The sequence below is a fragment of the Streptomyces kunmingensis genome (assembly GCF_039533535.1).
Classification (GTDB): domain Bacteria; phylum Actinomycetota; class Actinomycetes; order Streptomycetales; family Streptomycetaceae; genus Streptomyces; species Streptomyces kunmingensis.
This window is the reverse complement of sequence record NZ_BAAATS010000027.1, coordinates 302,970-329,513: the sequence shown is the minus strand read 5'-3', so window position 1 is coordinate 329,513 and position 26,544 is coordinate 302,970. Positions and strand designations below refer to the sequence as shown.

General features: G+C 69.6%; 34 protein-coding genes and 1 pseudogene. 6 read left to right on the top strand and 29 right to left on the bottom strand.

What is annotated here, in order from left to right:
- The first annotated feature begins 70 nt into the window (after positions 1-70).
- From ABD366_RS29705 to ABD366_RS29690, 4 genes are all read left to right on the top strand, one after another.
- Positions 71-295: a hypothetical protein gene (locus ABD366_RS29705; protein ID WP_324773732.1), complete on the top strand. Its 225-nt coding sequence runs from the start codon at positions 71-73 to the stop codon at positions 293-295.
- Positions 292-957 (top strand): MobC family plasmid mobilization relaxosome protein, encoded by a 666-nt coding sequence (locus ABD366_RS29700; protein WP_164181793.1) that lies wholly within the window; start codon positions 292-294, stop codon positions 955-957. The genes ABD366_RS29705 and ABD366_RS29700 overlap by 4 nt, the downstream gene beginning before the upstream one ends.
- Entirely contained in the window at positions 957-2,729 is a 1,773-nt protein-coding gene (locus ABD366_RS29695; RefSeq protein ID WP_324773729.1) for a relaxase/mobilization nuclease domain-containing protein, read from the top strand. The genes ABD366_RS29700 and ABD366_RS29695 overlap by 1 nt, the downstream gene beginning before the upstream one ends.
- 105 nt (positions 2,730-2,834) lie before the next feature.
- The gene (locus ABD366_RS29690; RefSeq protein ID WP_324773727.1) at positions 2,835-3,239 is read left to right on the top strand and encodes a hypothetical protein; all 405 of its coding nucleotides are present in this window, start codon (positions 2,835-2,837) and stop codon (positions 3,237-3,239) included.
- A 65-nt stretch (positions 3,240-3,304) separates the two neighbouring features.
- Here ABD366_RS29690 and ABD366_RS29685 read toward each other — a convergent pair whose 3' ends face one another.
- Positions 3,305-3,943, bottom strand: a complete 639-nt coding sequence (locus tag ABD366_RS29685; protein WP_164368093.1) for a Cap15 family cyclic dinucleotide receptor domain-containing protein — start codon at positions 3,941-3,943, stop codon at positions 3,305-3,307.
- 2 nt (positions 3,944-3,945) lie between these two features.
- Complete coding sequence (locus tag ABD366_RS29680) at positions 3,946-4,857, bottom strand: nucleotidyltransferase domain-containing protein (RefSeq protein WP_324773724.1); 912 nt, start codon at positions 4,855-4,857, stop codon at positions 3,946-3,948.
- A 165-nt stretch (positions 4,858-5,022) separates the two neighbouring features.
- Between ABD366_RS29680 and ABD366_RS29675 the strand changes: the two genes are divergently transcribed.
- Positions 5,023-5,532, top strand: coding sequence for a hypothetical protein (locus ABD366_RS29675; RefSeq protein WP_311309658.1), 510 nt, complete (start codon positions 5,023-5,025; stop codon positions 5,530-5,532).
- Between the two features lie 340 nt (positions 5,533-5,872).
- On the opposite strand, the gene ABD366_RS29670 is transcribed toward ABD366_RS29675, so the two are convergent.
- From ABD366_RS29670 to ABD366_RS29660, 3 genes are all read right to left on the bottom strand, one after another.
- Positions 5,873-6,202, bottom strand: a complete 330-nt coding sequence (locus ABD366_RS29670; protein ID WP_344442798.1) for an esterase — start codon at positions 6,200-6,202, stop codon at positions 5,873-5,875.
- Between the two features lie 89 nt (positions 6,203-6,291).
- Positions 6,292-6,504: a hypothetical protein gene (locus ABD366_RS29665; RefSeq protein ID WP_311309656.1), complete on the bottom strand. Its 213-nt coding sequence runs from the start codon at positions 6,502-6,504 to the stop codon at positions 6,292-6,294.
- A gap of 97 nt (positions 6,505-6,601) precedes the next feature.
- A complete protein-coding gene (locus tag ABD366_RS29660; protein ID WP_311309655.1) occupies positions 6,602-6,949 on the bottom strand; it encodes an SPDY domain-containing protein in 348 nt (115 codons plus the stop codon).
- Positions 6,950-7,167: 218 nt separating this feature from the next.
- Between ABD366_RS29660 and ABD366_RS29655 the strand changes: the two genes are divergently transcribed.
- Positions 7,168-7,431 carry a hypothetical protein gene (locus tag ABD366_RS29655; RefSeq protein ID WP_324773719.1) on the top strand — a complete coding sequence of 88 codons (264 nt, stop codon included), beginning with the start codon at positions 7,168-7,170 and terminating at the stop codon, positions 7,429-7,431.
- Positions 7,432-7,435: 4 nt separating this feature from the next.
- On the opposite strand, the gene ABD366_RS29650 is transcribed toward ABD366_RS29655, so the two are convergent.
- The 24 genes and pseudogenes from ABD366_RS29650 to ABD366_RS29540 all read right to left on the bottom strand — a co-directional run bounded on the left by ABD366_RS29650 (position 7,436) and on the right by ABD366_RS29540 (position 26,532).
- Positions 7,436-7,924 (bottom strand): hypothetical protein, encoded by a 489-nt coding sequence (locus tag ABD366_RS29650; protein WP_324773717.1) that lies wholly within the window; start codon positions 7,922-7,924, stop codon positions 7,436-7,438.
- Positions 7,925-7,981: 57 nt separating this feature from the next.
- Complete coding sequence (locus ABD366_RS29645) at positions 7,982-8,932, bottom strand: SPDY domain-containing protein (RefSeq protein ID WP_324773715.1); 951 nt, start codon at positions 8,930-8,932, stop codon at positions 7,982-7,984.
- A 115-nt stretch (positions 8,933-9,047) separates the two neighbouring features.
- Positions 9,048-9,899 carry a winged helix-turn-helix transcriptional regulator gene (locus ABD366_RS29640; RefSeq protein ID WP_324773713.1) on the bottom strand — a complete coding sequence of 284 codons (852 nt, stop codon included), beginning with the start codon at positions 9,897-9,899 and terminating at the stop codon, positions 9,048-9,050.
- A gap of 24 nt (positions 9,900-9,923) precedes the next feature.
- Positions 9,924-10,676, bottom strand: coding sequence for a large ATP-binding protein (locus tag ABD366_RS29635; RefSeq protein WP_324773711.1), 753 nt, complete (start codon positions 10,674-10,676; stop codon positions 9,924-9,926).
- Positions 10,677-10,747: 71 nt separating this feature from the next.
- Complete coding sequence (locus ABD366_RS29630) at positions 10,748-11,413, bottom strand: hypothetical protein (protein WP_324773709.1); 666 nt, start codon at positions 11,411-11,413, stop codon at positions 10,748-10,750.
- Entirely contained in the window at positions 11,410-11,886 is a 477-nt protein-coding gene (locus ABD366_RS29625; RefSeq protein WP_324773707.1) for a hypothetical protein, read from the bottom strand. Before ABD366_RS29625 ends, ABD366_RS29630 begins: the two co-directional genes overlap by 4 nt.
- Positions 11,883-12,662, bottom strand: a complete 780-nt coding sequence (locus tag ABD366_RS29620) for a glycosyl hydrolase (protein WP_324773705.1) — start codon at positions 12,660-12,662, stop codon at positions 11,883-11,885. Before ABD366_RS29620 ends, ABD366_RS29625 begins: the two co-directional genes overlap by 4 nt.
- Complete coding sequence (locus ABD366_RS29615) at positions 12,659-13,258, bottom strand: DUF4913 domain-containing protein (RefSeq protein WP_037882112.1); 600 nt, start codon at positions 13,256-13,258, stop codon at positions 12,659-12,661. The genes ABD366_RS29620 and ABD366_RS29615 overlap by 4 nt, the downstream gene beginning before the upstream one ends.
- A gap of 93 nt (positions 13,259-13,351) precedes the next feature.
- Positions 13,352-14,326, bottom strand: coding sequence for a DNA cytosine methyltransferase (locus ABD366_RS29610; RefSeq protein WP_324773794.1), 975 nt, complete (start codon positions 14,324-14,326; stop codon positions 13,352-13,354).
- Positions 14,327-14,378: 52 nt separating this feature from the next.
- Positions 14,379-14,480 (bottom strand): annotated as a pseudogene (locus ABD366_RS29605) (DNA cytosine methyltransferase); the annotation flags it as partial.
- A 152-nt stretch (positions 14,481-14,632) separates the two neighbouring features.
- The gene (locus tag ABD366_RS29600; RefSeq protein WP_324773701.1) at positions 14,633-15,805 is read right to left on the bottom strand and encodes a DnaB-like helicase N-terminal domain-containing protein; all 1,173 of its coding nucleotides are present in this window, start codon (positions 15,803-15,805) and stop codon (positions 14,633-14,635) included.
- On the bottom strand, positions 15,802-16,032 hold the full coding sequence (locus ABD366_RS29595; protein ID WP_203183134.1) for a hypothetical protein: 231 nt from the start codon (positions 16,030-16,032) through the stop codon (positions 15,802-15,804). The genes ABD366_RS29600 and ABD366_RS29595 overlap by 4 nt, the downstream gene beginning before the upstream one ends.
- Complete coding sequence (locus tag ABD366_RS29590) at positions 16,029-17,297, bottom strand: type IV secretory system conjugative DNA transfer family protein (RefSeq protein WP_202432747.1); 1,269 nt, start codon at positions 17,295-17,297, stop codon at positions 16,029-16,031. Before ABD366_RS29590 ends, ABD366_RS29595 begins: the two co-directional genes overlap by 4 nt.
- Positions 17,298-17,376: 79 nt before the next feature.
- Entirely contained in the window at positions 17,377-17,817 is a 441-nt protein-coding gene (locus tag ABD366_RS43560; RefSeq protein ID WP_363278263.1) for a hypothetical protein, read from the bottom strand.
- Between the two features lie 288 nt (positions 17,818-18,105).
- The gene (locus ABD366_RS29585) at positions 18,106-18,564 is read right to left on the bottom strand and encodes a hypothetical protein (RefSeq protein ID WP_324773697.1); all 459 of its coding nucleotides are present in this window, start codon (positions 18,562-18,564) and stop codon (positions 18,106-18,108) included.
- Between the two features lie 90 nt (positions 18,565-18,654).
- A complete protein-coding gene (locus ABD366_RS29580) occupies positions 18,655-19,380 on the bottom strand; it encodes a hypothetical protein (protein ID WP_324773695.1) in 726 nt (241 codons plus the stop codon).
- A 158-nt stretch (positions 19,381-19,538) separates the two neighbouring features.
- The gene (locus tag ABD366_RS29575; protein WP_324773693.1) at positions 19,539-19,964 is read right to left on the bottom strand and encodes a hypothetical protein; all 426 of its coding nucleotides are present in this window, start codon (positions 19,962-19,964) and stop codon (positions 19,539-19,541) included.
- A 133-nt stretch (positions 19,965-20,097) separates the two neighbouring features.
- The gene (locus ABD366_RS29570) at positions 20,098-20,856 is read right to left on the bottom strand and encodes a HEPN domain-containing protein (RefSeq protein ID WP_324773690.1); all 759 of its coding nucleotides are present in this window, start codon (positions 20,854-20,856) and stop codon (positions 20,098-20,100) included.
- Positions 20,857-21,083: 227 nt separating this feature from the next.
- Entirely contained in the window at positions 21,084-21,977 is an 894-nt protein-coding gene (locus ABD366_RS29565) for an HNH endonuclease signature motif containing protein (RefSeq protein WP_311309641.1), read from the bottom strand.
- A gap of 288 nt (positions 21,978-22,265) precedes the next feature.
- Complete coding sequence (locus ABD366_RS29560; protein ID WP_311309640.1) at positions 22,266-23,030, bottom strand: hypothetical protein; 765 nt, start codon at positions 23,028-23,030, stop codon at positions 22,266-22,268.
- 97 nt (positions 23,031-23,127) lie between these two features.
- A complete protein-coding gene (locus ABD366_RS29555; RefSeq protein ID WP_311309639.1) occupies positions 23,128-23,691 on the bottom strand; it encodes a hypothetical protein in 564 nt (187 codons plus the stop codon).
- A 129-nt stretch (positions 23,692-23,820) separates the two neighbouring features.
- Entirely contained in the window at positions 23,821-24,516 is a 696-nt protein-coding gene (locus ABD366_RS29550; RefSeq protein WP_324773686.1) for a hypothetical protein, read from the bottom strand.
- A 32-nt stretch (positions 24,517-24,548) separates the two neighbouring features.
- Positions 24,549-26,054: an ATP-binding protein gene (locus ABD366_RS29545; RefSeq protein WP_170315952.1), complete on the bottom strand. Its 1,506-nt coding sequence runs from the start codon at positions 26,052-26,054 to the stop codon at positions 24,549-24,551.
- Between the two features lie 25 nt (positions 26,055-26,079).
- Positions 26,080-26,532, bottom strand: a complete 453-nt coding sequence (locus ABD366_RS29540; RefSeq protein ID WP_311309636.1) for a DUF6238 family protein — start codon at positions 26,530-26,532, stop codon at positions 26,080-26,082.
- Between the last annotated feature and the right edge of the window lie 12 nt (positions 26,533-26,544).

Here is a 26,544-nt window from a genome sequence, read left to right as displayed (position 1 = left end):
TCACCCCGACCGGTCACCCGCCCCGTACGTCTCCGAGACACCCCGCCACAGCAGAAGCGGAGAGCACCCGATGCGCACTCACCCGGCCACGCCCGCCGAAGTCGACTCCTGGCTGACCGTCCTGCACCAGCACGGACACCTGCACCGTGCCCGGTCCGGCCCCGACGCCACCTGGATCGTCCAGCGAACCCGGGAAAGCCGCCCCTGGACCCTGCACCACCCCGTCCTGGCCATGGACTGGATCGAGGAACTCGTCCGCGAAATCCAGCAGCAGGACCCGGAGACGAGCCGGTGAACACCAACGACCCGGTGGCCACCTCCGCTGGACAGCAGCGTGACCCCACCACGGCTCCTGGCGGAGCAAGCTATCGCGTACGACGGTCCTACGGCCCGACGTACGCACTTGCCCCCGCCCAGGAGGGCGGGGGAAGCCCGGCTGGTCCCCGAGCGAGGGCGCACGGGGACCAGCCGGGCAACCGGCACCAGGGGGCGCCGGTCACCGGGGGAGAAGCCGATCGCGACGACCACCGCGAGCAGCCGAGCCCGAGCACGCCCGCCTACCCCGACCGCAAACCGCGCCGCCGCACCCGCAACCCCAGCGAGCGCACCCGCAAGACGACCACCCGCCTCTCCGACACCGAGAAGACCGAGATCGCCGAGGCCGCCACGAAGCGCGGCGTCACCGTCGCCCGCTTCCTCGCCGTCTCCGGCCTGAGCGCCGCCCGCGGATGCGCCGCCGTGCACAGCAACGACCAGCTCGACACCGCCATCGACGAACTCGCCGCTCTGCGCACCGCGCTGGCCCGCATCGGCAACAACATCAACCAGATCGCCTTCGTCCTCAACAGCGGTGGCCAGCCGCGCGCCGGTGAACTCGAACACGCGCTGGGCGCGCTGACCGGACTTCTCGCCCGCGTCGATGACGCGGCGAACGACCTGGTGACCCGGCGGCTGTGATGGTTCCCGACATCGGACGCGGCTCCCGCACCCACGGCCTCCTCGTCTACCTGTACGGCCCCGGACGGCGCGAGGAGCACACCGACGCACACCTCGTCGGCTCCTGGGACGGCTTCGCCCCCGACCCCGGACGCGACACCGGCCTCGACCCCGACCCGAAGGTCACCCTCGCCCGGCTCACCGCCGCCCTGGACCTGCGGGTCAAGCAGGCCGGCGACCGCGCACCCGCCAAGCACGTCTGGCACTGCTCGGTCCGCACCGCCCCCGGGGACCGGCGGCTGGACGACGAGGAGTGGAACGCCGTCGCCCAGCGCATCGTCCACGCCACCGGCATCGCCCCGGCCGGCGACCCCGACGGCTGCCGGTGGATCGCTGTCCGCCACGCGGAAGACCACATCCACATCGTCGCCACCCTCGTACGCGGCGACCGGCGCAACCCGCGCCTGAACTACGACTTCAACAAGGCCCAGGCCGAATGCCGCCGCATCGAGAAGGAGATGGGCCTGCGGCGCCTGAACGCGGGCGACGGAACCGCAGCGAAGAATCCCAGCAGCGCCGAGAAGTCCAAGGCCGAGCGCACCGGCCGCCCGGAGACCTCGCGCGAGACGCTTCGCGAGGCCGTTCGTCGAGCCGTGGCGGGAGCGGATTCGGAAGAGGAGTTCTTCACGCGGCTCCGAGAAGCGGGGGTACGGGTGAAGCTGCGGCACGCACCGTCCGGTGACGCGCTCGGCTACAACGTGGCCCTGCCCGGCGACCGCAACCGCGACGGAGTCCCGGTCTGGTACCCCGGCTCCAAACTGGCCCCCGACCTCTCCCTTCCGAAGATCCGACTACGCCTCACCGACGGGGCCGCCGAGCCGAGCGCGCCCGCGGTCGGCGCTGACCGGACTAACTGGTCACCGCCCGCCCGTCAGCGACGCAACGCCACCGTCATCGCAGAGCGCTCGGCCACGCTCCTGGAACGCGACGAGGACGGCGAGGCCGCCCCCCAGCTCGTCGGCGTCGGAGAACTCCTCGACGCAGTGGCCCAGACCTCACCGGCCACCACCCGCACCGAGCTGGCCGCCGCAGCTCGCGCCTTCGAACGGGCGACCCGCAGTCATGTCCGCGCCGAACGCGCCGACACCCGGGCCCTCCGCTCAGCCGCCCGAGGCATTGTCCAGGCCGGCGGAGCGCTCGGCCGAGGCGAGGACGGCGGCACCACCGCCATGCTCGTCTCCACCCTCGTCCTCGTCACCCTTGCCGCCGCCCGCTGGCACTCCGCCCGCGGACACGCCCAGCAGGCCCACGCCTCCCGACAAGCCGCCGCGCACCTGCGCACCGCCTACCGCCAGGCCGCCGCCACCCCGATGCGCATGCTGCACGACCAAGGCCGCGCCCTTCCTGACGCCCAGCGCCTCATGCACGAGGCCACCCTTCGCGCCGTCCTGCCCGAGAAGGTCGTACGGGCAGGAGGCACGGAAGCGAGGACCGACGCCTTGGTCGCCACCCTCGCCCAGGCCGAGCGGGCAGGGCACGACTCCGAAGCCCTCCTGCGCCAGGCCATCGACATGCGCGAACTCGACAGCGCCGATGACGTGAACGACGTCCTGGTCTGGCGCCTGCGGCGCATCGCCCAGCTCCCGGCACACCCGGGTGACGGTGCCCGTCGTCCGCAGGCCGCCACCCGCCACGCCACCACGCCGAGCAGCCGCATCAGGGAACGAAACGCGACGGCAGCCGCGCCGCTCGGGACTGTTCAAGACCCGAATCGCCGCTCGTCACGTCGTTGACCAGGTCGAACCGGTAGTCGACCACCTGCCGAGCGGACGCTGCGAAATGTATGGACAGCCGGTTCCACCGGCTGTTAGGGATGAAGACAGGACCGACGACCGGAGATGACGCTCGTGCTCAGAACCACCACCCGCACCACGGAGCCGGCACCCGCGCTGCCCGTCCTCCCCACTGGTACCGACCCTCTGCTGCAGCTCCAGGCCGAGACGCGGCCGGCCGACGGACCCGGGGCGATTCGCTGCGTCGGCCACTCACGCGAACTCGCTCTCGGGGGTATCCCCGTGATGTGCTCCGCCTGCCAGGCCCGACGTGACTGGTTGCTCATCAACCACGGGCGCAACGTCTGGGTCCACTGCCGGTGCGGTAACCAGTGGCTCGAGCCCGAGATCAACCGCGCCGACTTCGACGCCCTGGTCGGCGGCCCGCACGGGACGACCTACCCGAGTGTCGAGGCGGGCTTGGTCGCGCTCGGGTTCGACGGCTTCTTCGCTGGTATTTACATGGTGTAGGCGAGCACCGGGACGAGTACGCGGGACCCCGGGCACCAGCCTCCGGGTTCGCCGCTTTCTGATTTTCAGCTGCTGGCGTGCGCCGGGTCGGCAGCCTGAGCCTCTGCGAAGGTGCCGTAGTCGGTCGATCGGTCGAGCAGGCTGAAGTCCATGTCACCGGCGGTGAACCGGCTGGTGTAGTAGTGCCCGGTCGCAGTCTTTGGCTGGAGACCGGTGACCGCTATTCGACAGGCCCCTTCGTGCCGCGGGCTTCGATGCTGGTGCTCCACACGGGGCGTGTTGTCGTACAGGAATCCGATCTCGGCAGTGCCCGAGTTTTCTGGGGCGCCAATTGTGGCGTTGCTCGACCGCGAGGTGCTTTCCTTCGTGCGGAGCGTGGCGTGCAGGCTCCAGTAGGTCTGCTCGACCGTCATGTACGTAGTGATCGGACCACGGTTCCCTCCCTCCGGGATGTGGCTCTCCGAGCTCGGGACAAGTACTACCCGCCAAGTGCCCGTGACCCAGGCACGTCCGGTGAAGCGGTGGATGACGGGCCAGCGCCAAGCCCACTTGTCGAACACGACGGTGCCGTAGCCCACGAGGGCCGGAATGTACGCGAAGAGGTACCGGAACTCGGACGGGTACAGGCCCAGGACGACCAGGACGACCGTGTAGAGGGTGGAGGCGATGGTGGCGCCGGCGCGGATGGTGGTCGCGGTGTTCATCGTCAGCCCTCGTAGTTGAGGTAGTGCCACGCGCGCTCGATCAGCTCGCGAGCGTCCTTCTCCGTCCACTTCTGGCCATCGCCGAACACCTTCTTGATCCCGTTCGGCTCCACCATGCCCAGATAGCTGAACCAGGCTCCCGTGAGTTGCTGATAGACCTCCCGTAGGCTCTCGCGGACCACAGTGTCCAGGCTGCCGTCGAGGAGCAAGACGTCGTCCGGGACGTTGTAGATCAGGCACTCGGAGAAGTAGGACGGAAGGGCCTTGATCACGCCCTCGGAGGCGAGGTCGTTCTCGACGTTCTTCAGCACCCGCACCACGAACTTGTACCGGTACTTGGTGTTGGTGTTCTTCGTGCGCCCGTTGACCAGCTGGAGCTCGGGCCAGTTGATGACACGCTTGCCGTTGCGTCCGTAGACGACGCTGCCCACGCACTCGCCGTCGGGAGCCGTGGTGTCGTAGGCCACCCACTTGAAGCACGGAACCACGTCGATGCTGGGACGGCTTCCCACAACCTCCGGAACGTACACGGCAAGGTTGTGGTCCGTGTCCACCCAACCGAAGTGGTTGGTGAGCGCGTCCTCGACCTCCTGGCGGAGCTTCTGCCGGGTCCATGGCCCCGAGTATCTGGCGGGCTGCCCAAACCACCAAGCCGCCAGTCCCTCCGTATGGATGGGGTCGTTGAGCTTCACCATGATGTCGACGTCGCTGTCACCGCGAACGTTGGTGTTGTTGGGGTACGAGCCCTTCGACGCCACCGTGATGTCGAGCCCCTGGAATGGTTCATGACGGAGTACTGCCTGTTTCACCATGCGCTCGGCGCGCTCCAGCCGGAGCTGTTCGGAAGCACCCGGAGGGTTCTTCCACTTGTTGATCAAAGCGATCCGCTGTTCATACGTCAGCTGTCGTACCACGAACGCCTCCAGGCTCCGGCGCGCCTGCGCCGTCCATAGCGTACGAGCGGGCACTGACAGCGACGCCGTCACCAGCGTCAGAGATGGTTCACCGACCCAATCTCCGCAGTACAGGAGACCGTGGTCAGGGGGAACGCGGTCGGAGAACTCCGGTAAATCTGAGGCATGAACCTCAACGATCTCAGCTCGCTGATGGAGCGTCGTCAGGACGGTGGCCTCAACTTCGAGCGCTTTCGATCCGATCCGGCCTTGACCGCACTGCGGTGGCCGGACGACGTGCTGCGGGACTTCCTGTTCGACCATGGCGACAACGGTCCCTTCGTGGACGACTACGGAGCCCTTGACTTGAGCGCGATCACCTGGACGCTGGAGACGATTCCGTCCGCGGACTTCCACAAAATGCCGACTGGTGAGAGCGAAGTGGGACTGATTGAACACTTCGCCAAAGACCCGCTGCACTGGGTCGCAGTGCGAGCCCCGGAAGTCGGCAGGCACTGGGAAGATCACGGGACGTGGTTGCGCCCGCCGCTCCTCATTGACCGGGGTCTCTTGGACCCAGGGTGCAACGGGCTGCAGGTTCTGGAGGGCCGAACTCGTGTCGGCGTCCTGTGCGGCCGCATCCGCGAGCAACTGCACGTCGCCCCCGAACACCAGGCGTGGGTGGGGCGGCCGTGAGGACGTACCGCGTCTGGCTGCGTGCGCTGGGAATACCGAGAGCTCTTTGCAGAGATGGGGATGAATGAGGGCGCGCCTGTACCCGGCCCGCGCCGGGGCCTGGCGATGCATAAGGACCGGTGTCCCTCGGGCTGGGAGTATGTCCTGACCTGCCAGGCTTCCCGCTGACATGCTGATCAGGACCATGAGCCAGCAGGTCTACACGGGTTCCCTGGATGACCTGGCGCACGAGACCTTGGCGGGCAGGAGCACGAGAACTGGGACATGCTCGGTGGGGGCTTCGACGGCTAAGCAAAGCCGCCCCTCGCCCGAACGGCGTGGGGTGGCCTGCGGCTCTCGATCAGATTTCGGCGAGCCGGTTGGAGAGGTCGAGGGCGTCGGTCGCGAAAGTGAGGGCGGCGCACAGGCCGGTCACCTCGTACAGGGTCGGACGGACTAGGCGCGGCCAGTCGTCCGGGGCGGCTGGCCAGGAACCGAGGAGCACCTCGGCCGTGGTCAGCCCCAGGTACGCCGTGACGTCCCAGCCGCTGCGCGAGGCCAGCTCCCAACGCAGTCGGATGCGCCCGAGGGGAAGTCTGGGAGTTTCGGCAGCGAGCCAGGTGATGTCGAGGGGGCCGTCGGGGCGGTTGGAGATGCGCTGGAGAAGCGCGCCGTGCACGCCGTGCGGCATGGGGCGGGCCGCGACAGTGGGCAGCGCGAGGCGGGGCGCCGGGCGCGAGGGTGACGAGATCGGAAGCCTCCGTGGTGGTAGGGAAGCGATCAGGACCAGGTGAGGGCTTCGCGCGCCCCCACCGGGAGGTAGTCCTCCTGGCCGTCGTCGGCGATGTACGCCTGGCCGTCGCGGACGACGACTTCGGCCCCCACGAAGTGGGCGAAGGGGAAGTCGGGGTTGACGGCGAGACGGACCGGCAGGTTGGGGTCGAGTTCCTGGAGCTGGCGGAGCAGGTGGCCGACGGTCAGGTACTGGGGCAAGGGAGTCTCCGTGAACGGTGGACATTGACGGGGTTGGTCGGCTCGACGACGGGGCGTCGAGCCGTCGGTGGATGTATGAGCGGAGCCTGATCGGCGGTCAGCGCGAGGAGTGGGTGACGAGGGCGGCGAGGAATCCGGCGACGGCCTCGGAAGGGGTGTGGACGCCGAACTCCTGGACCCATACCTCGCCGTCGGCGGGCAGCACCTGGACGCGCCAGACGATCTCGCGCGCCCAGGCGGAGGGGTCTTCGGGGAGCCAGCCGACGTAGACGCCGCCGTCCGGGCTGGTCGCGTGGACGTTGGCCTCCGGGGTCTCGGCGATCGTCCAGCCGAGAGCGTCCAGGAGGTCGAGCACCGGAGCGGCGCAGTGGTCGGAGGAGAGCCAGTGGCGGTCCTCCACGGCGGGGCGGACGACGGCGGGCAGGAGGGTGGCGGAGGTGTTCACGGTTGGACGATCCCTTCGTTGACCTGCGGTTTTTCCCAACACCCGTACGTTGGCATGCAGCATGCCGAAGTGCGTAGTCGTTTCCCGGGGATGCTGTCTGCCGTGGGCGAACTGGAGACCACCAGCGAGCGGTCGGCGGGACGGGAATGGATCGGCGACCGCGGTTGTCGTAACCGGGTTGCGGTGAGGGACCGCACGTCGGTGAAGGGGAGCAGGGGATGGCCGAGGCGAGCAGACACTGGGACGGCGCCGGACTGGAACGCAAGATCCGCGCCGCCGGACGGCCCTGGAACGTGGGCGACATCGCGATGGTCGCCGACGGCCAGTGGGGAGTCGGCGCACAGCCGGACCGGCGGCCGGAGGAGGAGACGGTGGAGCGCCGGGTCGCCGAAGGCCGGCGCGTGGAGCTGACGGTGGAGGAGCTGGCCCGCGCGGTGGGCCCCCGGGCCGAAGAGTGCCCCCGCGACGAGAATCGGAGCTAAGCGTTCAACGTCGGGGCCCCGTTGTGGGCGCTGACGGCCCTACGACCGCCGCCGGAGAGGGCGGTTCGGGCACGGCCCCAGGGGCGTGTCGCGTCTGCCCGGAGCGGGCGACAGCGGCCTGAGCCAGCCGAACCGCCGGTGCCGCAACCTCGGGTGCGGCGGCCTCCCGGGCCTCCACCACGCGCCGGATCGCCTGGAGGTACGCACGGCTCTCCGCGTGGGCGACGCGGAGCTTGACCGCCGTTTCGGTGATCCGGTCGAGTTCGTAGAAGTCAGGCACGTACCCACGCCGGGACAGGGCGTGAAGACGGTCCTGGTGAACGGTTACCGCGCTGTCCGTGATGGCCAGGGCCGCGCGGGTGTGCATGGCGCAGCGCAGGAGCGGTTCCTCGCTGGGGCGGCGGACCCCTAGGACCTCAAGAGCTTCGATGGGTTGGCCCCAGGCGTTCTCGATCACGGCCGTGGCCTGGTCGAGCATGGTGGTGGTGGGCATGGTGGAACTCCTGTTGGGCGGGGACGGTCGCGAGTGGAGTGCGGCCTGGGGTGGGAGTCAGAGTCCGCGCCGGGGCGTCGGCGAGCTGGCCGGTAGCCGGGCCGAGGGCGCGGGCGCCGAGTGTCCCGTCCGTTTCTGCGCCGCCCCCGTGGAGCGGCTCTGCGCGGCCATCACCCGGAGGTCGGCTGCCGTGCGTGGTGCTCGTGCGGCACGGTGTACGGCCTGGGTGACCGCGGTGCGGCGTACGTCCAGCGGAGTCGGAGCGCGCCGGACCTGAGCCTCGGCGATCGGCGTGGCTGAAGCGACAGGGGTCATGGTGACCAAGTGCTGCATCCGCCGGTCGACTTGGTGGCGCTCGCGGACCACCGGCGTCGACTTCGCCATCACAGCGGCGGTTGCGGCGATCAAGTGGGACGGGGTGCGGGCCGTGAAGGTCGCTTCGGCACGAGTGCCCCAGCCCGGCGGGCCGGCCCACAGCTCAACGGTCGTGCGGTCGGAGCCGTAGCCGCGCCGATCGACAAGGATGCCCGCTTGGTCGTCAGGAGCGATGATCTCGACGGTGCCGAGTTCAGCAGCTCCGTCAAGGTTCCAGCCGGCATCGGTCAGCGGCCGGACGGTGTCCCTCCAGGGGACGGTTGGCCCTGTCAAGAAGCGGCCGGGAGTGTCGGAGGCGATGGCTTCGTCGTAGTCCTGGACCAGTGCGGCGGTGAGGCCGGCGACCATCTCGGCCGGGGTGACGTGGTTGAACGTCGCCGTCCAGCGAGGCGCCGAGAAGGCGTCCTCGGCTGCGCTGATCTTCCACAGTTCGAAGTCGTCGCCGAACCAGCCGATCCGAATCCGTTGGTCAGGAGAAGTCACGAGGAGCTGGCAGGGGCCCTCATCGAGGTACTGATGGGGCCAGTGGGCGACGGGCGCGAATCCAGCCTCGCCGGTCCCGTTGGAACCAGCCAGATACATGGGGCTGACCAGTACCTCTTGGTACTGGGTCGGGTCATCAGGGGCGTACATGGTCGAGTCTCCGGAAGCGAAAGAGGAGAACGGATCCGCGTATGCAGCGGCGGGAGCCGCCGGAGCGCACGCGGATGCCGTAGTGGCGGCGAGTGGCCTCTCGTTCTCGCCCCCATCACCGGCCCCGGCCCGGTGCCGACTGAGCGGTCACGGCCGCCGGCACCCGCGGTTCCGGCTGAGGCGCGTGGCTGAACATGACGTTCGACGCGGCGGCGCTCCGTCGTAGGGCCGCCGCGGTCCGGGCGCTCTCGGCTCCCGCCCCCAGCGGAATGCCGACGTGGGTCCGCGTGGCTGCCGCTGTCGGACGCGGTGCCGCTGTTCCACCTCGCAGCGAGAAGGGCTGGCTCCAGTGCTCGACACTCGCGTAGACGGCCCCCAACGCCTGGCCGGCATCGGTGAGCACGTACGGGTCTCCGTGCCGGGAGCCCGTCCGCGTGACCAGGCCATCGGCCTGAAGCCGGACAAGTCGCTGCCGTGCGAGGCCGTAGTCCAGACCGGCCGCCTCGGCGATGTGGACGAACCGCATCTGGCCGTCAGCCGAGTCGAGGGCCTGAATCACGGCAGTTGAGTGCCGAAGATGCAGGCGGCGCAGCGCGTCCTCGACACGCTCGGCTTCGGCCATCGGTTCCTGTGTCAGGTGGGTGCGGGACCAGTCCGAGACCGTGCGTAGGACGGGGGCCAGAGACGTGCCGAGCGCGCTGAGTTGGTACGGCGCGCCCCGCCGGTCGTAGCCGCGGACCACCAGTCCGTCAGCGTGCATCGTGGCCAGCCGTTTGCCGACGAACTGCTCACTGACGAAGGGGAGCTGCGCAGCAACGTCGCGGACGCGCACGGGGCCCCTCACCTGGGCCAGGGTCATCGCGGTCCAGGTGGTCCACTTGGGCCCGATCCGGGCGAGAGCCTCCTCGACGCGCTCGGCGTCGATGGAAGCGATGGAGAAGGTGGGAGGCAGGCCGGGGGTAGCCATGGTGGGGTCCTTATCGGGATGAGGTCAGCGTGAGCGGGGGGTCGCGAGGGAGGTCCTGGCCATGGGCACGGCGGCCGGTTCGGAGAGCGCGCCTGACGTGGTCCGCGTGGTGGTGCGGCCGAGGGCGGCGGACACCCGGGAGGTCGTCGCGCGACCATCACGCAGGGCGGCTTCCCCCTGCGCAGTGAGCGAGAGGAGCTGGCCGGGCCGGTACACGTTCTCGGTGGTGTCCTGATGCAGTAGCCCGTCGGCGACCAGCCGCTGCACGGTCTGCGGGAAGACTGCCGGGTCCTGCCTCTGGGCCTTCTCCCGCGAGATGTACGGGTCCTCGCCGATCGCGTTGCGGCGAAAGCGAACACCTCCGGCCGCAACCGCTTCGAGGGCTACCAGCCCGCGCTCCCCGGCGACGGCCCAGTCGTCGTCCCGGTGGGGCCTCGTCTTCTGGCCCTGCCCGTGGCTCTTGTTGCTCGCGTGTTGAGCAGGCTCGGGCGAGGAAAGAAGCCGGCGGTAGGCGGACAGGGACTCGACGAGCTGGCTGTATGCCCGGTCCTGCTGGGCCAGGCCGTCTCCGAGGTCCGGTAGAGCTGTCCGCAGCAGCGCGTACGACACCTGGGCTCGGCCGACTTCACCCCGACCAGTGCCTTCGAGCAGCCGCTGAGCGCGCTGGACCGCGTTGAGCACGCTCTCGTGTCGCTCGTCCAGCGCTGCTGCGGCTTCGATGACGCTTGTAGCGGCCTGGTGCAGCGGCTCCTCCGGACCATGTGCGAGGGCGTGCACGCTGACATCCCCGACACCGAGCACTTCGACGACGAGATATGGCCCAGGGTGTGTGTCTGCGTCGTACGGGTTTACTCCGTCGTCTCCATCCGGGCGAGCAGGGAGCGGACCAGAGCGGGCAGGCTCCCGGGATCGTTGTCGAGCCGAGGGCGGTCGCTCACTTCGCTGAGGAGATCGGCGTCATCGAGCAGGCAGCTGGAGATCTCCATGCAGGCGTCGGTGATCCGTGCGGCGGCGAGCAGCGACTGGGAGAGAACCTCGACGTAGTCGTCCGGCGCGAGGCCGGCGGCCTCGGCTGCGTTGCGGACCGCCTCCAACTCAAGTGCGTTGAAGGTGAAGTCGAACTCGTCGTCCCGCTCAGTACCACCGGGCGCGGCGACGATCGGGGCGCGTGGCTCCGTGGGTATGCCCACGCGGGTACAGATCTCATCGACCGAGGAGGTCAGCTCGGCGAACGACTCGGTGAGCCACCCCAGCGCGGAGGCGTAGGAGGCCAGAGCGAACAGGCCCGCCGAACCAGCAGGGCGGGGCTCGGTGGCCACGAAGCACTCGAACCGGTCGTTCAGCTCGATGATCACGCGGGGCCCAGCGGCCAGCGGACCCAAGACGGGATGCAGGTAGGAGCGGGCGGCGGCCGTCGGGTACTCGGCGGCAGGGATGCCGCCGACGTTTTGAGCGGCCTCGGTGAGGAGATCCGCCAGCTCTGAACGGGTGAGCGCAGTACGGTCGTTGGTCATCGCTGGGCGACCTTTCGAGAAGCAGTGGCCGAGGGCGGCGCTGGTGACGGGGCAGCCGCGCGGCCCGTTGTCGGCCGTTCGGTGGTGAGCGTCGAGCGAGACCGGGCGGCCTGCACGCGGGCCTCCGTGGCGGAGTCCGGGCCGACCCCTTGCTGGGGCTCGGTCCGTAGGTGGGCCGCGCGGTAGACCGCGTAGTCCTTACGGCTGCCAGCCGCCACGAGGTAGATCTCGCGCTTGTGGGTCGAGGTCGGTGGCGCTTGGCGCAACTGGATGACCAGCCGGTAAGAGACCTCCGGGTCGACGTACACCTTGTGGAAGCCGGCGAGGCGGCCCTTCAACGGCAAGCAGTCGTCGCTTCCGTGGACCAGGTTCTGCAGCTCCAGCAAGGCCAAATCGCGTATCTCAGAGGGGAGTTCCCGCAGGTCGCCAATGGCGTCAGGGTGCGCGGCGAAGGCGAAGCGGGCGCGGCTCACAGCAGCCTCCCCTGGACCGCGCGCTGGACCGGTACCGCCGCCGACGCGCGGGGCGCGTCGAGCCCGGTCCGCGGTGTCGGAGAGGTTCCGGCGGACCGGGAAAGGGCGATGCGGGCGATGCGAGCACGGACGACAGCACCGTTGTGGTCGCTGTACTCCGGAAGCTCGGGCAGCGGTTCACTGCGCTCGTCCAGCCAGGTCTGGGCGACGCCGACGTCGGGGAAGGCGCCTTCGCGCATCGTGTACGTGCCGGCGCCGTGGTTCCACTCCTCGTAGAAGAGGCGAACCGGTGCCTGGGTGGCCTGGGAGTCGTTGACGAGTGTCCACGCCTCGCTGGGGTTGTCGTCAGAGGTGTAGGTGTCGAGGACCTCGTAGCGGGTGCCCGACTTCTGGATCTGCTGTTCCACCTGGAGGGTGAGGTCGTCGGCGGGCTCGATGTAGTCGCCACCGTGCAGTGCGATCCGTTCGAGCGGGCAGCCGCGTTCTGCCAGCCAGTTCTGTGCGAAGGACGCCGTGGCGTGGTGACTCGTCTCGAACTTGAACGTGGACTGCCGCAGATCCCGAGCGACCGCGATCGCAACGAGCTGTGGCTCGCCGGGTATCCCCCAGGTGACCGATCGGTCGTGGGCGAGGACGAAGCTGTGCGAACCGTTGGGTGTGGTGTGGTGCTGGGACAGCACCGTCAGGTCGCCAGCCCAGAGAGCCTCCATCGCCTCCTCGGAGTCGTCGTCGACCGGCGATAGATCGGCGAGGCCGAAGTCGAGAATGTCGTTCACGCCGCCACCCCCGCCTGCTCGGGCGCCGGGGTGGCCAGCACCCGGTGATTGGGGCGAGTTGCGCTGGTCGTGCATGCCGCGAACGGTCCGTCGGGCGCACGCAGGTGCGCCAGGGTCTGGTCCAGGTGGTCGCGGTGCCAGGTCGAGGGGCCGGACAGGCCGGCCTCCGTGTCGGTGAACTGCTGCCAGGCGAGCCAGAGTGCGTGGAGCCGGGCGACGGCCTCGGGGTGTTCGTGCCAGTGCGCGCACCAGGGACGGCTCGTGCTGATCTCCCGGCCGTACACCGGCAGGAAGAGGTAGTTCACCCAGTCGCTGAGGGCAGCGAGTTCGACGGCGTACTCCTTGCCGCCCAGGGCGAGGATGAACACCGAGGCGGGGCCGTCGGGCTTCTTCCCGTCAGCCGCCTCGGCTTCCGGAGCGCCGTCCGGCGGCTGGATGGCGCCGGGGTCGGGCTCGGAGCCGAGGCGGTCGAGGATGACGCCGTGCTGCCTGACCTCGGCCATGGTCTTGGCGAGGGTGCTGGCGAGGTCGTCGAGGTCTGCGTCGGGGACGCGGTACGGCTCGGGGCCGGGGGAGGTCGGGCTGGTGTCGGCCATGGGGGTGTGCTCCATCTGTGAGACGGCGACATGCCCGAGAGGATCCGGAGAATCAGCGGTTTGGTCCGGACGGAAAATCGCGGTAGTGGAGCGCTATCGGTCGGCGCAGCGGGGACAGCGGGGGAAGGGTGGTGCCAGCAACTGCAAGGCGTGCGAAGCCTGTTGTGGGACGACGCCGTTGCCGAGCGCGGTGAGCTGCGCCGGACGGCCGAGCCCCGGAGTCGCGGTGACCCAGCCGGCGTCGAGGCCCTGCATCCACTCCACGAAGTCCGCGCGGAGCCGACCGGCCGCGTCCGTGGGGGCCGGGGCCGGGCGGGTGAGGCTCTCCCATCGGGTGATGGCGGATCCGTACGCTCCCCATCGCCGGTCCGCGTCCCCGCCTCCGGCGTCTCCTCCGCCCAGAGGGGCAGGACCACTACCGACAAGGGAGGCCGCCATCCCTTCCCGGGGCGGCGGCCCGGGGTGCCCGTGTCGCTGGCCCTCGCCGTCGGCAACAGCGACGCAGCCGCGCTGGGCAGGGTCATGTCGCCATTGCCGTGCCGCTGGTTCGGCGAGCCCTTGATTCCGTCCGACGCCTTCGGGGTCGGCAGCAGCAGCCACTCGACCTCGTCGGCCAGGTTCGGACCGTGGCCCCCGCTCTTTCGCTTCGATGGATGCTGGCTGCCGCCGTTTTTCCCGATGTTGCTGGTCGGCGTCTTCAGCAGGGTGCCCGGCGGGCCATGCGGCGAGGAAGGTCCGCTCGCGGCGGTGCGGGGCCCCGACGTCGGAGGCACGAAGCACGAGCCACTTCGCGTCGTACCCGAGGTCGGCCAGGGATCCGAGTACGGCACCGAGTGCCCGCAGAGCAGGCTGACCTGCGGTGTCTCCCAGACACCACGGGCAGGGTTCCACGTCGCCAGGGGAACCGGCGGGGGAGGTGAGGAGGCCGCGCACATTCTCGATCACAACCAGGCAGGGTCGGAGGGCTGCGACCGCACGGGCGACGTGCAGCCAGAGCCCGGAGCGGGTCTGGGCGTTGAGTCCGGCCCGGCGGCCGGCGACCGAGACGTCTTTGACAGGGGAAGCCAGCCGTCAGGACGCACACCCGGGGGACGGTGGACCAGTTGACGGCGGTGATATCGCCCAGGTTCGGGACGCCGGGCCAGTGGCGGGCCAGGATGCGTGAGGCGTTCGGGTCGACCTCGGCATGCCAGGCGAGCGTGCCGCCGAGCGCGGACTGCACACCCAGGTCGAGGCCGCCGTACCCCGAGCAGAGAGACCCGATCAACGGGGTGGCGAGGCTCGGGGCCGTGACGCGTAGGTCCGGCGCGGCTGCGGAGATGGGGTAGATCAAGGCGAGTTCCAGGGGCAGAAGAGGCTGGTGGGGAGGGGGCCTCACGGGTGGCCGCGCGAGGGTGGTCGGGCTGCCGACAGCGTGGGGAGACGGCTGGCCGGGGCTGGGGGTGACGCGCCTGGGCGGGGTGTGCTGCGGGCGCGGGCGGCCTTCACTCGGTCGGGCGGCGGCTCGGCCGCCGACGGAGCGGATGCCGTGGTCTTCGGAGCCGGACTGCTGTTCGCGGTGGCCCAACGGGCACGTACCTCGTCGAGCGGACCGAGTTCGTGTAGGGCGTGGTTGATCAGTCGGCCGGGCCCCAGAACCTCGTCCTGGGCCAGGGCCCGGATGGCTCGCGCGGAGGCGGCGGCGGTGCGGGTGACGGAGGAGCGCATCACCCGCTGTCCGAACCAGTCGGCGCTGCCGGGGACCATGCCTTCGCAGACGGCGGTCAGCTGCTCGCTCGACACTGTGCCGTCGGCCAGCAGGCCGCGTCGCTGGGCCTCCCAGAGCAGGGTGATCCGGTCGATGGGTTCGCCTCGGTGGTGTAGCGCGCCCAGGCACCGGTAGAGCTGCCCGTGGGTCGGGTCGGCGAAGTCTCCCGGCCGCAGCCAGGCCACCACCTCGCCCATGGCCCCCGGCTGTTCGGCGAGGACGGCCAGGAGGAACCGCTCGTCCTCGGCGACCTGGCCGCTTTGCGCCGGAGGCGGGATGTCCGTGGCGGCAGAGGGCTCAGCGGTGGGTGGGACCGGTCGAGGGTCGGTTCCCCAGCGTCGTGCAAGGTCGGTGAGTACGCCGGTCAGGACGTCCGCCGTGCGCAAGGCTCCCTCGACCTCGCCCTGGACGGCGTCGGCCCGAGCCGCCTGGTGGAGACGGATCGCGTGCTGGGCGACGGTGCGGTGAATCGCCCCCTCCAGCACCATGCGTCCGTACACCGGGGCGTGCTCTGTTCGGGGACACGCCTGGATCAGGGTGTGGGCGTACGCCGCGGTCAGCCCGCGCACGTGCTGTCCGGCCTCCTCGACCGCGTCGGTCACCCACGACAGCGGCAACGGACCATCGGCCGAGAGCGCGGGATGCCCGTCGTTGCGCAGCTTGCGGAGGGCGTCGAACAGCGCCTGGTGGACGGGCCGATAGAAGTGGTCCGCAGCGAGCCACTCCAGGTGCGTGAGCTGCTCGGGGTCGAGGAGTGCGGCACCGAGGACCGCCTGCTCGGCGCTCATCAGCGGGTTCACCGCCGGCCTCCGGGATCAACGCAGGGCGCCTCGTCTTGCCGGATGAGGAGGTTGGCGACTGCCTGGTCGGCAGCGGCCATCGACAGCGCGAAGTCGTCCAGGACGGCGGTGAAGGCGGGATCGGAGGCGGGAACCGAGCCTGCCCCGCCGTCAAGCCACCACCGGCCACCGCGCAGGACGACCGGAGCGTGGGCCAACCGCCCCTGCTGTGGTGTGGGCGTGCTCATGCCGACAGTCCAAGATCGTCCTGGCCGATGCTCTTCGCGAGGGCACGCTCGGTGATGGCCTTCGTGGCGCGAGCGGAAGCCGGGCCGACCACCTTGGCGGAGGGCTCCTTGTACCAGGGCTTGAGGTTGAGCATGGCGACCCGGATGCCGGTGGCCAGCAGCAGAACCTTGCCCTTGGGTAGGGCGCGGATGGCGTCCGGCGGAAGGATCCGTTCCGTGCGCATGCTCACCGAGGTGGACTTGCCGCCCTCGCTGGTCGACACCGAGGTGGTCTGGACGTCGTGATCGCCGACCTGACGGCTGAGCCGGTCGGCGAAGTCCGCGTCGTCGATGCCAGATCCGATGATCTTGATGGTGGCGGCGGAGTACAGGGCATCCATACCGGCCTCGCCCCAGCACCGCTGGCCCTGACGGTAGGACTGCAGGATCGTCATCGGGATGACGCCTCGGCTGCCCAGGTGGCTGTAGAGATCAGGGAGGTCCGAGATGCGGCAGACGTTCGCTGCCTCGTCGAGGACGCACAGGGCGGGCGGGTCGAGTCGCCCGCCGGAGCGCTCGGCCACGATCACGGCCGCGCGCATCACGGCGTCGGCCGCTGCAGCGATGATCGCGGACGCGCTGCCGCCGCCGTCCTTACTCAGCAGGTACAAGGTGTCGCGGGACGTGGCGAAGGCGAACGGCTGGAACTCGGGAAGGTCGTCGTTGGGGGTGACCCAGGCGGCGACGTCCGGGTCGAGCAGGCAGCTCGCGTACTGCCTCGCGGTCTCATAGATGCCGTCGCGCGTTTCGGTCGCGCCGGAGACGGTGCCCTGGAGCTGGGCGGCGACCGCATGGTGGCCGGCGTCGGTGAGCAGGTCCACCGGGGTGCGGTCGGCCGGCATCGCGAGCCAGGCCAGGACGTCGGTGATCGGCCGCCGGTGGGACGCGGCGGCGAGGAAGAGGGCACCGAGGGTGTTGCTCGCGGCGGTGGACCAGAAGTCGGAGCCGCTGGACTCGTCCACGCTCGCGGTCACGAAGTGCCCCGCCAACCTCTTAGCCCCGGCGAGATCGCGGGCGTCAGCGAGGATGTCCCACCACATCTCGCGCGGGTGGTGGGCGATCTGCTGCGGATCGAGGGTCCAGATCGTGCCGACCTCGGCACGGGCGTCCACCGTGGTGGTGAAGGCGTCGTTCGCGGCTTTATTACTGGTGAGCAGGACCGGCCCCGGTGCCGAGAGGATCGCGGGGATCGCCAGCCCGGACGTCTTGCCGGAACGCGGGGCCATGATCGCGACGATCACGTCCTCCCAGGACGCGCGGACCTCCGCGCGACCGGGATCGAGGGTGCCGAGCAGGATGCCGCGGTCAGCGGGCAGGACCTCTTTTACTCTCCCGGCCGCCCAGGCTCGGGCGCAGGCTCTTCGCCTTGGCGACGATCTCCTTGTCCAGCAGCGGCGCCAGGTCCGTCTTCCGGGCGAGGCCGGACTTGGACCCGGCACGCCAGCGCATCCACAGCACGGCAGCGGTGACGACCAGGGCAACGGTGAACAGGGCGGGGACGACGCGGGCGCCGACCATCAGCATGCTGGTGCTCAAGGCCGGCCACAGCACCTCCGGGTGCAGCAGCGCTTCCGTTACGCGGAAGGGGGCCCATGTCCCGCTCCCGACGAAGGTGTTGGTGAGATTTCCGGTCAGCCAGGCCAGGGAGCCGAAGGCCATGGCGGAGCCGAGGATGCCGAACAGGAGGTAGAGGAGCGCGTCCGACCCGGTGGTGGTCGAGGGCGCGCTGGTGCGCGGGGAAGGCACGGCGGTTCCTTGGGTGTGCGAGCGGGCAGGGGCGGGGCGCGCTCGGCTCTCGTGCAGCTCATGGGGGTACTCCTGGACGTCTGAGGCGGAACGTTTCAGCGGGGTCGGCTGGCAGAACGAGGCGCGGGCGTAGGTGCTGCGGTGGCCGGCGGACTGCCGGTCGACGGCGATGTTCCGGCGCGCGGCGAGGAGGCGCGGGCCGCCCGCTGCCGGTCTGAATCGACGTTCCGGGCAGCGGACGGCACAGGAGCAGCCTCGGCACCGAGGACATCGTCGAGCAACTCCCGGCTACGCAGAACGTTGACCATCTGGTGGTGCCGGGGGTCCGTGCGCTCTGCGGGACAGGCAGCGAGACCGTCCTCGGCGACGGACGTCCTGGAGCATCCCGTACGCGGCTGCCAGTCGGGTCCACGTCTCGAAAGTCGGATTGTGATGCGGGTTGTCGAAGTCGAGACGGGCGCGAGTCCATTCGGCGACAGAGGCGACGAGTTCGGTCAGTTCGGGCAGAGCCCCGACCAGTGCGCCGTTGACCTCCTCGATGATGCCCGCCACCTCATCGGGCGAGGCGTCCTCGTGGAGGCGAGAAATCATCCCGCGGTCCGAGTACGGATCGGCGGAAGCGCTGGGCAGGTGCCTGACCTGCAGCGGCTTGTTGGAGCCCGGTGCCGTGCTGCGGTGGGCGAGCCGGATGTTGTGCTGCATGGCCGCACCGACGGCCTCGCCGATGCTGGAGTAGTACTCGGGCACGTTTGCCTCTTCGGGTGAGTGGTCCTTGACGGGTGAGTCGAGCGGGGCGCGCGACGTACTGGAGGCCGACGGCGGAGAGAGCGGCCGGGGTCACCGTCGGGGGGTTGAGGCGCGCGGTGGGTGACCCGTCGCCGAGCAAGGCGCCGGCGCGGAACTGGACGCCGAGGAGTCCTTGGCCTGGTTCGCCGCAGGAGAAGTGGCCAGAGCGGCACCAGGGTGATCACGGACGGTCCGTGCTGCGGAGTAGCTCGTCGAAGCGGCGCCGACGCGGCGTAGCTCGGGCTCGGAATCGACGAGTTCGGACTGGGCCGAGCTGATGAACTCCGAGGCGAAGCCGAACCGGTCAGCGAGCGCATACGCGTCCTCATCCAGGTCGTTGACCTGTTCTCCCGCTGCTTCCAGCGCCTCCCGGACACGCTCCAGCGCACCGTGCTTGGGGTTAAGGAGGTGGTCAACTGCCCGCTGAAGGCTGGCTCCGTCTTCGGCCGCACGGATCTGGTCTGTGATGCTGAGAAGTTCGGCTCCGGCGGCGTAGGGCCCCAGCGCATGCACCGGAGGGCTCAGCCGGGCCGTGTCGAGAGACGGCGGGAGGGTGACGTCATAGCGAGCGGCTCGAAGCATCTCGGCCGCATGGCTGGCGATGGCGACCTGGTCGGCGAGCGGAGTGGTGGTGGGCAGGCGATGGCGTCGGCCGTGCCAGTCGTCGATCTGCTTGAAACCGGCGTGACGGAGGAGCTGCGCGGAGAGGTCATCAGTAGCGCCCTTGGCAACGACGCTGCCGCTGAACTCGGACGTGATGGTGATCGAGGTAGGCACGGAAGTCTCCGGGGCAGAGGGAGCGAAGGACCCGTTGGAGGTGGGCCAGTGGGCAGAGCGTCCGGCAAATCCGGGGTTTGGTCCGGCCGAGAATCGCTGGTAGAGGCCGCACGGTGGCGGTCAGCCGGGTGCCCCGCCGCAGCAGGGCACCCGGTCGGTCAGAAGAAGGGATTCTTTGTCGGCCGGTCGGCCCCGGTGGCGGCTCGGAGCAGTTCGGTGAGGTCTTCGGGCTCGGACGACCTCTGGTCTATCCACCACCCGGCGCGGGTCACCGTACGAGCGTTCTCCTCGATCTCCGCCCAGTCCGCTTCGCTGGTCGTGCCTTCGGTGACCAGTGCGGTGTAGGCGTTGGTCAGGATCTGGTGACGACAGCGTACGCCCCAGGGAACGGCCCGCTCGGTCCCCTCCAGGGGAGGCATCCGGTACTGCTCGGACCAGGCTTCGGACGCCGTCTGCTCCTCGGCGCGCTTCGCCTTGAGCCAGGCGGCCTTGTCCTGCTCGTCGCCCTCGTTCGAGGCGCGCCAGCAGTCCGTGCACTCCTGCCTGGCGAGCCACTCGGCGAAGCCTGCGCGACCGTCGGCCATTTGGTTGGACAAGTCGCGGTCGGCATGGTGACCGCAGGCGTGATTTTCGCGATTCACTCGTCTCAGGAGCCAGCAAGGCGCGGCCGTCGGCATCGACGAATCGGCTGAGCCGACGGCCGCATCCTCTGAGTGGTCAGGAGGGCTTGGTCTCGTGATCTAGGGCATCGATAATCGACACGATCGTTGCCAGATCTGCTTCGACCTCGTCGACGGTGATCGTCGCGCGCCCGCGTCCGCTGCGGTCGCCGGTGTGGGCGATCAGGTTGCGGCGAGCCACAATCCGGTCCAACTCTGTTGTGGACTCGTTGACAGCGACCTTGCGCCGCTTGTCGACACGGGTCATGAGCTTCTTCTCGCCCACGAGACTGAACAACTGACCGATCTGGGCAGGCGCGGGGCTGGCCCGCATCCGGATCTCCATTTCAACGACTTGTCGAAGCCCCCAGCCTCGTTTCTCGTACTTCTCCTGGATCGCGAGGTAATCCCCCACTGTCATAGACAGCTCAAGCAACCCCCCTGGAGGTGGGGTGGAGGCAATGGCAGTGCTGTAGCGCTCCATGACTCGGTCTGCGCAGAAGGTCTCTATGGCCGCGCAGGCGGCCACGAGGGCCTGCCTCAGGAGAGGCCTGAGGTTAGGTTCCTGGAGCTTCTCTCGCAAAGTGGCATGGCCTGGCTTGAAGGTCACGAAAACCCGGTCGTTCTCCAGGCACTCCAGCTCATCCCAGTACTTCTGCGGCAGGGAGAGAGCGTCGCCGAGTCTTTCCCGCTTCTCACGTCGCATCTTGCGCTGCCGGTTATTGACAAGGGTCTTGGCAAGGTCTACCAGGATCTCAGCGTCTTCGAGATTGAGGTCGAACGCTTCACGTGCCGTCAGCTTCGGGGGCGCGCCCATGTGTGCTCTCCGGGGTCTCAGTTGTGATGTTGATCAGAGTGCCCCTCGGCCTGCTGATCGTCCATGTGTTTCCCGGAACGAATGAAGTGAACGCTCACATCGCCTCGCGCGGATAGACGAGCCCCGCATGGCAGCACGATCACCCGCCGGCAGCTGCCAGGGTTGCCGACACCGCCGGGCCGAGCATGCGGCGGATCGAGGTCCTTCGGGTGGTGCCTCTTCATTGCTCACCGAGCGCCCCCGCCCATCTGGTCACGCGCCCGCCTGCCGAGCACGGCAAAGTCGTCAAGCCACTTCTGCGTGACGTGGGCCTCCCAGATCGGCAGGTGTACAGCCGACACCCATGCACCCAGCGTTCGACTGCCCGACCCCAAGTCCGCAAACGCACGGAATCGTAGAGGTACATACCCTTTCGGGATTCCTTCAAGGCGGATGCCTGTGCCGACGCTGAGGGGGTTCGCGAGCCAGACGCTATTCGCCTGCGGCTCCAGACGCCTAAGCGGCCTGTGAAGGATGTGTTCCGCCGGAAACAGGTACACCATCGGACCGGGCCCGTCGATATCGATCTCAAGGCCAACGCCATCGACACCGAAGCCGAGAGCTCCCACGTTCGAGACGCGGACTCCAAGGAACTGCTCCTCCATGCGATCGCTGAGGAGCTTGAGGCTCTTGAGATTTTCGATCTTGGATACGACGTTCTCGCCGCGGGCCCGGATGATGCCTACGACCTCTACCTCTGCCCTCGGCGTCGTGAAGGCCAGGAAAATCTGCTCGACCTGGTTCTCGGTGAGGCCGCCACGCCGCCCCTGAGCCACTTGCTCGGCCTTCCAGGCAAGTAGCTCCTCGGCGGGGTAGTCGTCCTCGAAGTCGTCCACCCACTTGTGGTGCTTGGTGCACAGCAGAAGCAGGTTATCTTCCGCGTTTCCCCGCTTGCCTTCGAAAGCGGGGTCGTACCTCGCGCCGCCGGGCTTTTCCGCGCGGATGTGCGCGATCTCCACGTTGACGCTGATCTGCTCACGATGCTCCTCGATGAGCACTTCCTCGCACTCCGGGTAGGCGCAGTGGGATGCGCGTCCGAACAGCACCTTGCAGAGCCTCGGGGTGGGGCTGAAGTCACTCACGTACTTGAGGGTATGAGGACCCACCGACAGCGGCGGGCCTGTTTGAGTAAGCACCCGCGGTGGGACTTTGGTCGTGGCGCCAGCTGTGCCGGAGGTCCGTCCGGAGCATGTCCATCTCCCTGTGAGACAACGCGGGACACGAGAGACTGCAGCAGGCCAATGGGCGCACGGGCCCACTCATCAGACCGAGTGACACGCCATGAGACGGATCGGAGCTGTCCCAAGAAGGTGTGGTCGATAGGCCAGATCGTCTTCACGGCCATGGAAGGGCCTCCTTGAGGAGTTGGATCAGCGGTCGCGGGAGTACGCGATGCGAGGGTCAACCGGCCGGACCGGCGGTGTGGTGACGGCGGCGGCGGGGACCGGCGCCCTGCCCCGTAGACCGGCACGGGCCGGGCTGGCGGCGAGCGCAGCGGCGCTCAACGGAGACGCGTGAGCGGGACCACGGCCGCGCTCACGGCCGACCGCCGACGTGGCAGCAGGGCGGGGCCGAGCCGTCACCTCTCGAGCGAGGCGGGGCTGCACTGCGACCTGGAGCCCCGAACGGTGCAGGGCCACCGTGGCGTCGGCGACTTTCCCCAGCGCCTCGACGCGATCGGTGGTCGCGGGGAGCGTGTAGATGTCCAGGCTCGAGTTGTGCCGCCAGCCGTCCTCCACCAGCGCGAGCCCGCTGAGGCCGGAGACACGGTCGTCGAGGGCTGCGACGATGCCGATCTGCGGGTGATCGGCGAAGGCGACGTCTGGTTCACCGAGCGGACCGCGGTCGCGTACCTGTGCCGTTTCGGGCGCCAGTGCAGGGTCAAGTGCGATGTCCACATCGACTTGGTAGCCGGCCTTGCGCAGCAGCTCGATGGCCCGGCTCGTACGGCCGTGTCCGTCACGGTTCTGGTCGGCCAGCGCGTACAACGTCGGCTGGTCGGGGACGGGATGGAAGTCGAATCCCTTGAGCATCCAGGTGCTGGCCGCGAGGTTCTTCGGGTTCGCGGCGACGATGCCGTGGGCGGGGTGGTGGCCGAAGGCCAGGTCGGGCAGCACGTCGTAGTGGCTGGGCATGGCAGATCCATCCGAGGCGGGTGCGGTTACAGGTGCGGGCGACGGGCGGATCAGTTCTGCGGGTGCGGTGCACGGAGGACTCCTGGATCGCGGTCGGTCAGAGCCGGGGGGCGGATGAGGAACTGGCCGCCGGCGGCGCGGCCCGCGTGGAAGACTCCGGCGGCGGACCGGTCGGGAGCACGAGCTGGCCGACCGACGGCGAAGAGGCGAGAGCGATACTCGCCCGGGATGGAGCGGAGTCGGGCGGGAGCACGGTGGCGGCGCGCGCCTTGCCGGAACGTTCCTGCTCCTGGCGTGGTGGTACGCCAAGCTGGTCCAGGCGGGCGTCGACAGCGGAGAGGAGGTCCGGCACGCTGCCGCCGTGGCGCGCATGCGGACTGTCCGGCTCGGAGTCGTAGATCACCTCGTAGACGGCGGGCTCGGCGGACCGGTGGCGGGTGACCATCCAGCTTTCCGGGGACTCGGGGTACTCGGAGGGTGGCTCCTGCGGCGGCGAGATGATCAGCGAACTGCCGTCGGGAAGCTCGGCGTGGACGATGTAGTCGCTGAGGCCGTACTCGACGGTGCCCTCCAGGCCGCGCTGCCCGAGCGCGGAACAGAGGGCAGCCTGAAGGCGACGCGGATCGGACGTGGCGGTCGGGGGCGAGGTTTTGTGGTGCATGGAGTTCTCCGTTGCGAACGCCCCGCCGCACGGCGGGAGCCGACGGGGCGTGGAGCTTGAAGGAATGCGGTGGTCCATGAGGATCCGGTGATCGGGCAGTTTGGCGCTGCCGTGACTGCGTGCTAGGGATCACCGCGAGCGACAGGGAGCCGGCGGGTGCGATGCCGGCGGGACCTGGGTCGAAGCAGGTGATACGGCAGCGGTGTTGTGCGTCGAGCGGGTCAGGGCGACGCGAGCCCGCTCGGTCTGCGCCGGCCGTTCGGTGTCCGCCCGGTGAGCTAGGTATTCGCCGACGCGCACCAACGCCGGTCCCTTGGAACCCAGTTCGTGTGAGTAGTGCCAGCCTTCGGTGTTGCGGTGCTCCTCGGCACGCTCCTGGTAGAGGTGGAGCACGCTCGGCTGCGAACCGTCCATAAGCGCCATGACGCCGTCCCATTCGTGCCGCAGCTCCGCCGCCTGGAACAGGATGGTGTCGATCCCGCGTATCCGACGGAGGTCGTCACTGATCGGCCCCTCGACGTAGTCGGGGCCGTTGGCGGCGGCGCGGACCCCGGCCAGCACCTCGGGTCCGTGGTCGAGGAACACCTCGGCGTGCTTCCACGCTTCGGCGTCCCGCTTGACCTTCCCGTCCCCGTAGGCCTTGTCGTCCAGCGGCCAGCCGTCCGCGTCGCAGAGCGAGTCCGAAATCGCGTCCCAGGCGTCGCACGCCTCGTTGATCCCGGCGGCGGCCGAGGTCAGTGCCGGGAGGTGCCGTCGCCACGCCAAAGGGTCGGTGGCCTGCCACGGCGGGTTGTCACCGGAGGAAGGGGTGGAAGAAGCAGACATGATCGATTCCCTTTGCTGTGCTGGTCGTTGGGCTAGGCGGCCATACGGGCGTCTGTGTCGAACAGCTCCCGCTCTGCCGGATGGAGGATGTGCTGGGTGATGAACGAGCGGCCGGCGACCTTCCACAGACCTCGGCCCTTGGTCAGGGCGGACACCGCCTGGGTCTCGACGCCGGTCAGGCCGAGCAGAGATGCAGCGGCGGCGAGCTGGTCGGGCTCTTGGCGGTAGATGATGCGCGTGCTGCAGTCCGCGAGGAGCCCCTCGGCCAGGACCCGGCCGCGCGAGCCGGCGTCGCCCGCCGAGAGCAAGTCGCTGAGCCGGTGGATCACCATCAGGTTCGCGATGCCCAGCCCTCGGGAGAGCTTCCACTGGCTCTGCATCCGCTCCAGCAGCCCGACGTGCCGCATCAGCCGCCACGCCTCGTCGTAGATCACCCAGCGCCGACCACCATCGGGATCACTGAGGGCTGACTCCATCCACGCGCTCGCGCACGTCATCGCGAGCACCAGTGCCGTGTCGTCACCGGAGCCGCCGAGACGGGAGAGATCGATGGACAGCATCGGTGTGGTCGGGTCGAACGAAACGGTGCTCGGCGCGTCGAACATGCCGCTCAAGTCGCCGTGCACGAGACGTCGCAGGGCATGGGCGAGGTCCTGGGCGGCTGAACCGAGGTGCCCCGCCTGGTGGCCGAGGGCCTGGTCGAGGCGTTCGGGGGAGCCGAGTACGTGGGCGATCTCGCCGAGCAGCGGCACCGTGCCCCGGGCGGCGGCGTCAGCGACGACCAGGTCCAGGGCCAGGTCGAGGGCGGTGTGCTCCATCGGCAGCAGGTCGCGCTTCAGCACGGTGCGGGCGAGGCTGGCCAGCAGCAGCAGACGGCGCTTGCGAACCTCCGTGAACCAGTCCTCCTCGCTCACGGAGGCGGGGCGGGCCGGAGCGTCCAGCGGGTTCAACCGTCCAGGGAGCCCCGGGCCCAGGGCGATGCTGTAGCCGCCGAGGGCCTGCGAAACGCCGGTCCACTCTCCCTTGGGATCGCAGGGGATGTAGATCCGGTAGCCGTGGGCGATCGACCGGGTGGCGATCGACTTCGCCAGCGCCGACTTGCCCATGCCGATGATCCCGGCCAGGACCGCGTTGGGGTTGGTGAAGCCCTCCACCCTGCCGCTGTTGTAGAGCGAGAACGGGTCGAAGCAGAAGGCCGCCTCCGCGTGCACATCGCGGCCGATGAACACCCCTTCGGCGCCCAGGCCGCCCTCGGCCACGAACGGGTACGCGCCGCTGGCTGTGGCGGTGGTCATCCGGTGGGCGGGCAGGGCGAGCTTGCCGCCGCGGGCGGAGGCCGGACCGGGGCGACCGGCGAGCGGGTAGGTGGGCCGCAGATCCGGGTCGAGGGTCTGCTCGGCGCGGTGCTTGGGCGGGTTTCCGGCGAGGCGCGCCTGGCGGCGGGCTTCGGTGAAACCGGCTCGGGCGGCCCGCTGCTCGGCGCGCGTCGTCTTACGGGGCACGAACAGAGGGGAGGCGCTGGCGCGGGTACGGGGCATGAGCGTTCTCCAGATGAGAGGTGGGTCAGCGGCGGACGAGGCCGGTGAACGGGGCGTGCAGGTCGGCCGGGGTGGTGCGCCGCCGGACGAGATGAGCGGTGCGCTGGTGGCGTTGGCAGATGGTCAGTTCCGGTGCTCCCTCCGGAAGGCCGGCCTGGCACGCCTCCGGTGCGGGGATCTCGCCGGAGTCCGGCCGGGGCGCCGCGTGGTAGGCGGCGTGGAGGTGCTCGGCGGCCTGCCAGATGCGGGTGCGGGCGGTACGGAGCTGGTCGCCCTCGACCGCGACGAGCTGCCCGGTGCGACCGGTGTGGGCGTCGAGCAGCCCGTACAGCGCGACGAGGTGGGCGTGCAGGGCGTCCAGCTCGGCCCGGGTGGTGACCAGCGGGCCGCCCGGGATGTTGAGGGCCCGGTGGAAGTCGAGCGCGGCGGTGGCGAAGGGCACGAAGTCCTGCGCGGTCGGGCTGGCGGTGCGGGACATGAGGGTGCTCTT

Bases quoted from the DNA above. Each gene is read 5' to 3' on its own strand.
- ABD366_RS29705 (WP_324773732.1), top strand. From the start codon at position 71: ATGCGCACTCACCCGGCCACGCCCGCCGAAGTCGACTCCTGGCTGACC.
- ABD366_RS29695 (WP_324773729.1), top strand. From the start codon at position 957: ATGGTTCCCGACATCGGACGCGGCTCCCGCACCCACGGCCTCCTCGTC.
- ABD366_RS29690 (WP_324773727.1), top strand. From the start codon at position 2,835: ATGACGCTCGTGCTCAGAACCACCACCCGCACCACGGAGCCGGCACCC.
- ABD366_RS29685 (WP_164368093.1), bottom strand. From the start codon at position 3,943: ATGAACACCGCGACCACCATCCGCGCCGGCGCCACCATCGCCTCCACC.
- ABD366_RS29675 (WP_311309658.1), top strand. From the start codon at position 5,023: ATGAACCTCAACGATCTCAGCTCGCTGATGGAGCGTCGTCAGGACGGT.
- ABD366_RS29670 (WP_344442798.1), bottom strand. From the start codon at position 6,202: ATGCCGCACGGCGTGCACGGCGCGCTTCTCCAGCGCATCTCCAACCGC.
- ABD366_RS29655 (WP_324773719.1), top strand. From the start codon at position 7,168: ATGGCCGAGGCGAGCAGACACTGGGACGGCGCCGGACTGGAACGCAAG.
- ABD366_RS29650 (WP_324773717.1), bottom strand. From the start codon at position 7,924: ATGCCCACCACCACCATGCTCGACCAGGCCACGGCCGTGATCGAGAAC.
- ABD366_RS29645 (WP_324773715.1), bottom strand. From the start codon at position 8,932: ATGTACGCCCCTGATGACCCGACCCAGTACCAAGAGGTACTGGTCAGC.
- ABD366_RS29640 (WP_324773713.1), bottom strand. From the start codon at position 9,899: ATGGCTACCCCCGGCCTGCCTCCCACCTTCTCCATCGCTTCCATCGAC.
- ABD366_RS29630 (WP_324773709.1), bottom strand. From the start codon at position 11,413: ATGACCAACGACCGTACTGCGCTCACCCGTTCAGAGCTGGCGGATCTC.
- ABD366_RS29615 (WP_037882112.1), bottom strand. From the start codon at position 13,258: ATGGCCGACACCAGCCCGACCTCCCCCGGCCCCGAGCCGTACCGCGTC.
- ABD366_RS29595 (WP_203183134.1), bottom strand. From the start codon at position 16,032: ATGAGCACGCCCACACCACAGCAGGGGCGGTTGGCCCACGCTCCGGTC.
- ABD366_RS29590 (WP_202432747.1), bottom strand. From the start codon at position 17,297: ATGGCCCCGCGTTCCGGCAAGACGTCCGGGCTGGCGATCCCCGCGATC.
- ABD366_RS29575 (WP_324773693.1), bottom strand. From the start codon at position 19,964: ATGGCCGACGGTCGCGCAGGCTTCGCCGAGTGGCTCGCCAGGCAGGAG.
- ABD366_RS29570 (WP_324773690.1), bottom strand. From the start codon at position 20,856: ATGGGCGCGCCCCCGAAGCTGACGGCACGTGAAGCGTTCGACCTCAAT.
- ABD366_RS29560 (WP_311309640.1), bottom strand. From the start codon at position 23,030: ATGCCCAGCCACTACGACGTGCTGCCCGACCTGGCCTTCGGCCACCAC.
- ABD366_RS29555 (WP_311309639.1), bottom strand. From the start codon at position 23,691: ATGCACCACAAAACCTCGCCCCCGACCGCCACGTCCGATCCGCGTCGC.
- ABD366_RS29550 (WP_324773686.1), bottom strand. From the start codon at position 24,516: ATGTCTGCTTCTTCCACCCCTTCCTCCGGTGACAACCCGCCGTGGCAG.
- ABD366_RS29545 (WP_170315952.1), bottom strand. From the start codon at position 26,054: ATGCCCCGTACCCGCGCCAGCGCCTCCCCTCTGTTCGTGCCCCGTAAG.
- ABD366_RS29540 (WP_311309636.1), bottom strand. From the start codon at position 26,532: ATGTCCCGCACCGCCAGCCCGACCGCGCAGGACTTCGTGCCCTTCGCC.